Annotated in this window: 5 protein-coding genes; 1 reads left to right on the top strand and 4 read right to left on the bottom strand. The window is 65.0% G+C overall.

From position 1 onward, the window contains the following. Window positions 1-79 precede the first annotated feature (79 nt). The 4 genes from VGE27_RS10855 to VGE27_RS10840 all read right to left on the bottom strand — a co-directional run bounded on the left by VGE27_RS10855 (window position 80) and on the right by VGE27_RS10840 (window position 3,486). On the bottom strand, window positions 80-1,423 hold the full coding sequence (locus VGE27_RS10855; RefSeq protein WP_331049671.1) for a M20/M25/M40 family metallo-hydrolase: 1,344 nt from the start codon (window positions 1,421-1,423) through the stop codon (window positions 80-82). 124 nt (window positions 1,424-1,547) lie between these two features. After that, complete coding sequence (locus VGE27_RS10850; protein ID WP_331049670.1) at window positions 1,548-2,072, bottom strand: ubiquinol-cytochrome c reductase iron-sulfur subunit; 525 nt, start codon at window positions 2,070-2,072, stop codon at window positions 1,548-1,550. Between the two features lie 46 nt (window positions 2,073-2,118). Continuing rightward, a complete protein-coding gene (locus VGE27_RS10845) occupies window positions 2,119-2,640 on the bottom strand; it encodes a hypothetical protein (protein WP_331049669.1) in 522 nt (173 codons plus the stop codon). Between the two features lie 30 nt (window positions 2,641-2,670). Beyond that, a complete protein-coding gene (locus tag VGE27_RS10840; protein ID WP_331049668.1) occupies window positions 2,671-3,486 on the bottom strand; it encodes a hypothetical protein in 816 nt (271 codons plus the stop codon). 173 nt (window positions 3,487-3,659) lie between these two features. Between VGE27_RS10840 and VGE27_RS10835 the strand changes: the two genes are divergently transcribed. Then, the coding region (locus tag VGE27_RS10835) for a BamA/OMP85 family outer membrane protein (protein WP_331049667.1) at window positions 3,660-5,805 on the top strand (2,146 nt) is incomplete at its 3' end.

Genomic DNA, 5,805 nt, shown 5'->3' with positions numbered 1-5,805 from the left:
ACGGCCAAAACAAAGAGTCTGATCCGTGTGGTTTCCGCGCTTTTCCGCGCAATCCGTGGCAGCGCTGTTGTCTGAAGTCTTACTTGACGCCGAGCAAGCCAAGCACGACGAGCATGACCCACTGCGGGCCCTTGTAGCCGTCCGTGCGGTCGTCGTAGCTCTCGTCGAGTGAATGCGCACCGCGACCCACGCCGCCGCCGTCGAGCGTGACCGCAGGGCGGCCGAGGTTCATCGGCACGTTGGCATCGGTGCTGGATGTGGTGAGCGGCGTGTACACGTTCATCGTGCGCGCAGCGGCCAGCGAGGTGCGCACGATGAGCGAGGTGTCGGGCGTCATGCCGGCCGGCCGGATGCCAATCGTGTCGATCACCAGATCGAGGGCGGCCTTGCTCTGCGGCCAGCGTGCCTTCTCTTCCGTGATGGCCGCGCGCAGCGCCTTTTGCAGACGCGCATCGATTTCGGCCAGCGCCGATGCCGACTCGCTGCGCAGGTCGATCTCCATGATGCCCTCGAAGGGGATGGAGTTCACCGACGTGCCGCCGGAGATGATGCCCACGTTGAAGGTGACCTTGGGCTTGGTCGTCGCCTCGAGGTCGGCGATCTTGGCGATGGCGCGACCCATGGCGTGAATCGGATTCGGCATGCCGAACGCGCCGTAGCTGTGGCCGCCCGGGCCCTTGTAGTGCACGCGGTAGCGATTGCTGCCCACGCCGCCGTTGGTGATACCAAAGCCCGTGCCGTCCACCGAGATGAACAGATCGATCGAGTCCTTGAGCGGGCCCTTGAACAGCGCGCGCGTGCCGCGGAGGTTGCCCGGGCCCTCTTCGCCGACGTTGCCGACGACCAGCAGGCGGCCACCGAACGGAATCTTCTGCGTGATGATCTGGCGGGCGACTGAGAGCACCACCGCGAGACCACGGCAGTCATCGCCGATACCGGGGCCGATGAGCTTCGTGCCTTCCCGCTTCACCGTGACATCGGTGCCTTCGGGGAAGACCGTGTCGAGGTGACCAGCGAGCAACAACGTGGGACCGGGTCCCGTGCCCTTGATCTCGCCGATGACATTGCCTTCGCTGTCGAGGCGCACGTTCTGAATGCCGAGCGCCTTCATGCGATCGCGGTAGGCCGCGGCGCGTGCTTCTTCCTTGAATGGCGGCGCGGGGATCTGGCAGATCGATGCCTGCTGGTCGAGTGTCCACGCGTTGTCCGACTGGATCTGACGCATGGCTGCGACCACTGTGGGGTGTGTCGCGAGCTTGTCGATGGAGGCTTCGAGCGGCGTTGCGGCCGTCTTCTTGGGCTGTGCAGGCTGCGCGCTGGTGTTTTGGGCCACCGCGGCGGCGGGGAGGCCCAGCAGCAGGGCAGAAGCGCGCAGCGCCGGGAGCAGGCCCCGGGTGGCGGGGGCGAGTCGGGAGGGTCGCATGACGTCGGAACGAGGTCGGATGGTGCAGGCGCCCGATAGCGGAGCGCCACTGGTCATGGAACGTCGCGCGCGGTGCCGGTCAACGGAAGCCCGGAGAGCGATCCGCACCGCGAGCCGGGAGTGGCTACAGCTTCACCAACGCGGCGGCCCAACGGGCGGGATCCTTGTCGCTTTCGAAAAAGCGATCGGGATCGACGACCAGCGCGTCACCTTCCCGTGTGATCGGCAGCCGATCCATGTTGCGGGTGGCGCGGCCGCTGATGAAGGTGCCGTTGGGTTGATACTTCGACTTGTGCTTCGGGCACTGGAAGCCGCCGTTCTTGGGCAGCGTGCGCAGCGCCGTGTTCTCGTGGGGACACGACAGGGCAAACGCATACACTTCCTGACCAGCACGGCACAGGATGATTTCGTTCTTCTTGTCGATGGACACCCCGTCGGCGGCGGGGATGGGATAGCGCACCGCGGCGCCGCTCGCGCGCGGCTCCAACGCCTCGAGCACACGCCAAGGCCCCGCCAACAGCGTCGCGCTCAGCGCGCCAAGGGAACCGGCCCCGACTCGTAGGAAGTCACGCCGTGTGGTGCAACTGATGCAGGCATCGTTCGGAGTTGGCGTGTTGCGGGACTGCTTGTCTGCGAGATCGTTGGGCATGCGTAGCAAGAAGTGCGGAAACCGCGGCCGATGAAATCGGCGTGGATCAGGTGTTGCCGAGTACGACGCCGAGTACCACGAGGACCATCCAACACACGAGACTGATCCATGCCGATCGGCGCAACGCATTCCACGGCGTCGCCGGATCCGGTCCGTTGATGGCGTGTTCCATCGTCGATCTGGCCGATGTGATGACCTGCGTCTCGGTGCGGCGCATGATCGCACCGTTGATGATCAACATCAGGAACACCGCCATCTTCGACCAGAACAGCGGCGAGATCGCAAAGGTGCCGACATCGGACGTCGCGAGCCCGACGCCGCTGAGCACCGTGATGGCCAGCGCAAGCAGTACGACCCCGTGTGTGGCCCGGAGATCCTCACCCGCAGCGAGGTACGCTTCTCCCGATCCGGGTTCGGCGAGCAACACTCGGCGGTCGGCGCCGAGTGCGATGCCACCGCCCACAAAAAGTCCCAGCAGATGCAGCACCAATACCGTCGTGGAAAGCGGTGTGCTGGTGGCGTAGAGGTCTGCCCACGGTTGGGTGAGCGTGATCAGCGTGTCGAGCATGGTGCGGGTGCGATAGCCTGGCGAGTGCGGTCAGTTGCCCACGAGCATGATGAGCCAGCTCGCTGTAGAGACACCCATGGACACCAGGTTCACGTTGCGATGTTGCCGCCGCTTGGCATCCGACTGTTCGGCGTCATCGGCGAGCTTGGTGCCGGCGTAGGTGAAGCCTCCGCTGGCGGCCATGAACAGGGCCGCATGGAGGAAGCGACGCTTGCGGCCATTGGGATCGTGGCGCCCCTCCCAGAGATTCCACACACCGGTAACCGTGTTGGCGCCGAACAGCACGGCGGTGGAGGTGGCGGCGGGACGGTGCAGGTTGCGCGCCCACTTGGGAGCGTCGCTGCCTTCCTTGAGAATTTGGTCGCCCGAGAAGTAGGACGCGGCAAAGAGCGGCAGCATCGCCCAGCTCAGGGTACGGTGAATCATGAGGCGTGTGCCGTAGCCATCGGAGTACTGCACGGCGCGGGGGCGCCGGCGTACCGTGTCCTGAGGCGTCGTGTCCACAAAGGCGCTGAGGCGACGCAGGGCGATCGGACGCAGTGCCGCTCCGGACAGGATGGCGAGCGAATCAGGCGTACCCGCAGCGAGCCCGTCAATTGTGTCTGTGGTCACCACCACCGCAATTCCGCTTGCGGAATCGCGAGGCGTCGAGGGATCCCCGACAGGGGACTCAAGGGTATCCCGCAGGAGCTCGCCATCGATATGGTTGGTCGCCATCGTATCGGCGCGTGCGGCTGCGGATTGGAAGGTCCGGTTGCCCTCCACCTGACGCTCCTGCGCCGATACCCCGATCGGACTGGCCGCCGCGAACAGCAGAAAGACCAACAGGCGGGCTCGCGAACACATGTAGGGCTCCTGGATGTTGAAGTGACCCTGCAATCTACGCCGTCCCCTATCTCCGGCACTTAGATTCGTGACGATATGACCCTCTGCCACACCCTCTCGACTCGATGATGCGGTTTCGTTCCCACCTGCGCGACGTCCTGAAGACCACCTTGACGTCCTGGCTGAGAACAGGCGTGGCGGCTGCGCTCGTGTCATTGCTGGTGCCCGGCATGGCGGCGGCGCAGCGGACGACGCGCTGCAATCAGGATGAACAGGTCCGGGTGGTGTCGTTCAGTGGGAGTCCGGCGTTCGACGATCTGACGCTTGCCGCCAGCATCCTGACACACGAACCGGGGATTGTCACGCGGTTTCTCGGAATCGGTACGGTGCCGTGCCTCGACTCGCTCGAAATGCGCCGGGATGCGCTGCGCATCGCAGTTCTGCATCGCCAGGCGGGGTGGTTTCGCGCGACGGTCTCCACTGATGTGCAACCCCGCAAGAAGGGCGTGCGCGTGCACTTCATCATCGAGCCGGGTCCCGAAGCGACGATCGATTCGGTGGAGGTGACCGGACTGCCGGACGCGCCGAGTGGTCGTCGACCCTATGGCCAATCGCTGCTCGCGTTGAAGGGGAAGCGGTTCGACCGCACGGCCGTCGATACCACGGTCGTGAATATTCTCGGCCGGCTGCGCGAGGTTGGCTTTGCGCGAGCGCAAACGCCAGTGACGAGAATCACCGTCGATTCGGCGACCGCGAAGGTGGGTCTCGCGTTTGCCTTTACGACTGGCAACCGGCTTCGCATCAGCGAAGTGAAGGTGAATATCCAGCCGCGTACGGAAGGTGGCCCGCGCAGGGTCGATTCCAGTGAAGTCGCGCGCCTCGTGGCCATCGACCCGGGTGATCGCTACAGCTCTTCGGAGCTCCTGGAAGCACAGCGTGCGCTCTATCGATCCGAAGCCTTTCGGCTGGTGTTGGTGGACACGTTGCCGGCCGAGGGCGTGGGCCGCGACTCCCTGATCGGACTCAAGGTGTCGGTGGCGGAATCCCCCACCCGCAGCGCACGTGCGGGGCTCGGGTGGGCCACGCTCGATTGCATCCGCGCGCAGGGACGCCTGGTCGATCGCGGATTTCTTGGGGTGGGGCGTCGGGTGGAACTCACGGCCCGTGCCTCGAAGATTGGACTGGGCGATCCGGTCGGGTTTGCGCCGTCGCTGTGCGCGCCTTCCATGCGTGATGACCAGTTCAGCCAAAAGCTCAACTACTACGTCGGCACCACGGTGTCGAATTCCCGGCTGTTCGGTCTGCCGGTGGCGCCGTCGGTGTCGGTGTACAGCGAGCGCCGGAGTGAACCTTTTGCCTATCTCCGCGAAACGACCATCGGTGCACTCACCGAGTTGAGCCGGCAGTTCTCCCCGCGGTTCACCGGTACGGCGGGTGTGCAGTACGAAAACGGACGGACCCTCAACGCGCCCGCGATCGCATGCACGCGATTCGGACAGTGCCAGCCGGAAGACTATATCCTTTCGTCTTTCGGCCGAGGCATCGCCATCGCTAGCGCGTCGGCTTCGTATGATCGCACCAACGATATCGTGAATCCGTCGCGTGGCTGGCGAATGCGAGGCGAGCAGCGCGCCGGCGTGACCAATTCCGAGCTCGAAAATATTTCGACGTTGCGGTTCTATCGCAGCACCATCGAGGGGTCCACCTACCTGCGCTTTCTCGGCGGCGTGGTCGGTGTGCGACTGCAGGCATCCGGCGTGTTCTCACCGGGGGCGGAGCTGGTCGATGGCACACCGCTGTTGCCATTGCAGGAGCGGTTGTTCACGGGTGGCCAGAACTCGGTGCGCGGCTTTCAGCAGAATCTGCTCGGCCCGGTCATTTACACGGTCAACGAAGTGGACACGGTGCCGCTTCCCGACGGCAGCCTCGGGGTGGAGGTACGGCAAGGCGAAGGGCTGGATCGCGCGGTTCCGCGCGGCGGTACCGCGATGCTGGTCGGCAATCTCGAATACCGCCGCGGCGTGCGGTTCCTTGCACAGGAGCTGCAGTGGGTCACGTTCATCGATGGCGGCTCCCTCTGGGAAACGAGTTCGCAGCGCTTCTCGTGGAAGGACATGCGATATACGCCCGGCGTCGGCGTGCGCATTGTCACGCCGATCGGCCCCTTCCGCATGGATGTGGGGTACCGTCCCTACTCGGCCACCGTCGGGCGCGCGCTGTACATCAATCCGACGGTCAAAGACGGCGAGCCACTGTTCTTCTGCGCCAGTCCGCGTACCGACCCGAACGGGGACTACGCTGACGTGCTCACGTGCCCCAGCACCTATCGCCCATCTGGCG

Source organism: Gemmatimonas sp. (assembly GCF_036405635.1).
Taxonomy (GTDB): domain Bacteria; phylum Gemmatimonadota; class Gemmatimonadetes; order Gemmatimonadales; family Gemmatimonadaceae; genus Gemmatimonas.
The sequence above is the reverse complement of the archived record's forward strand: the minus strand, read 5'-3'. Positions and strand labels throughout refer to the sequence as shown.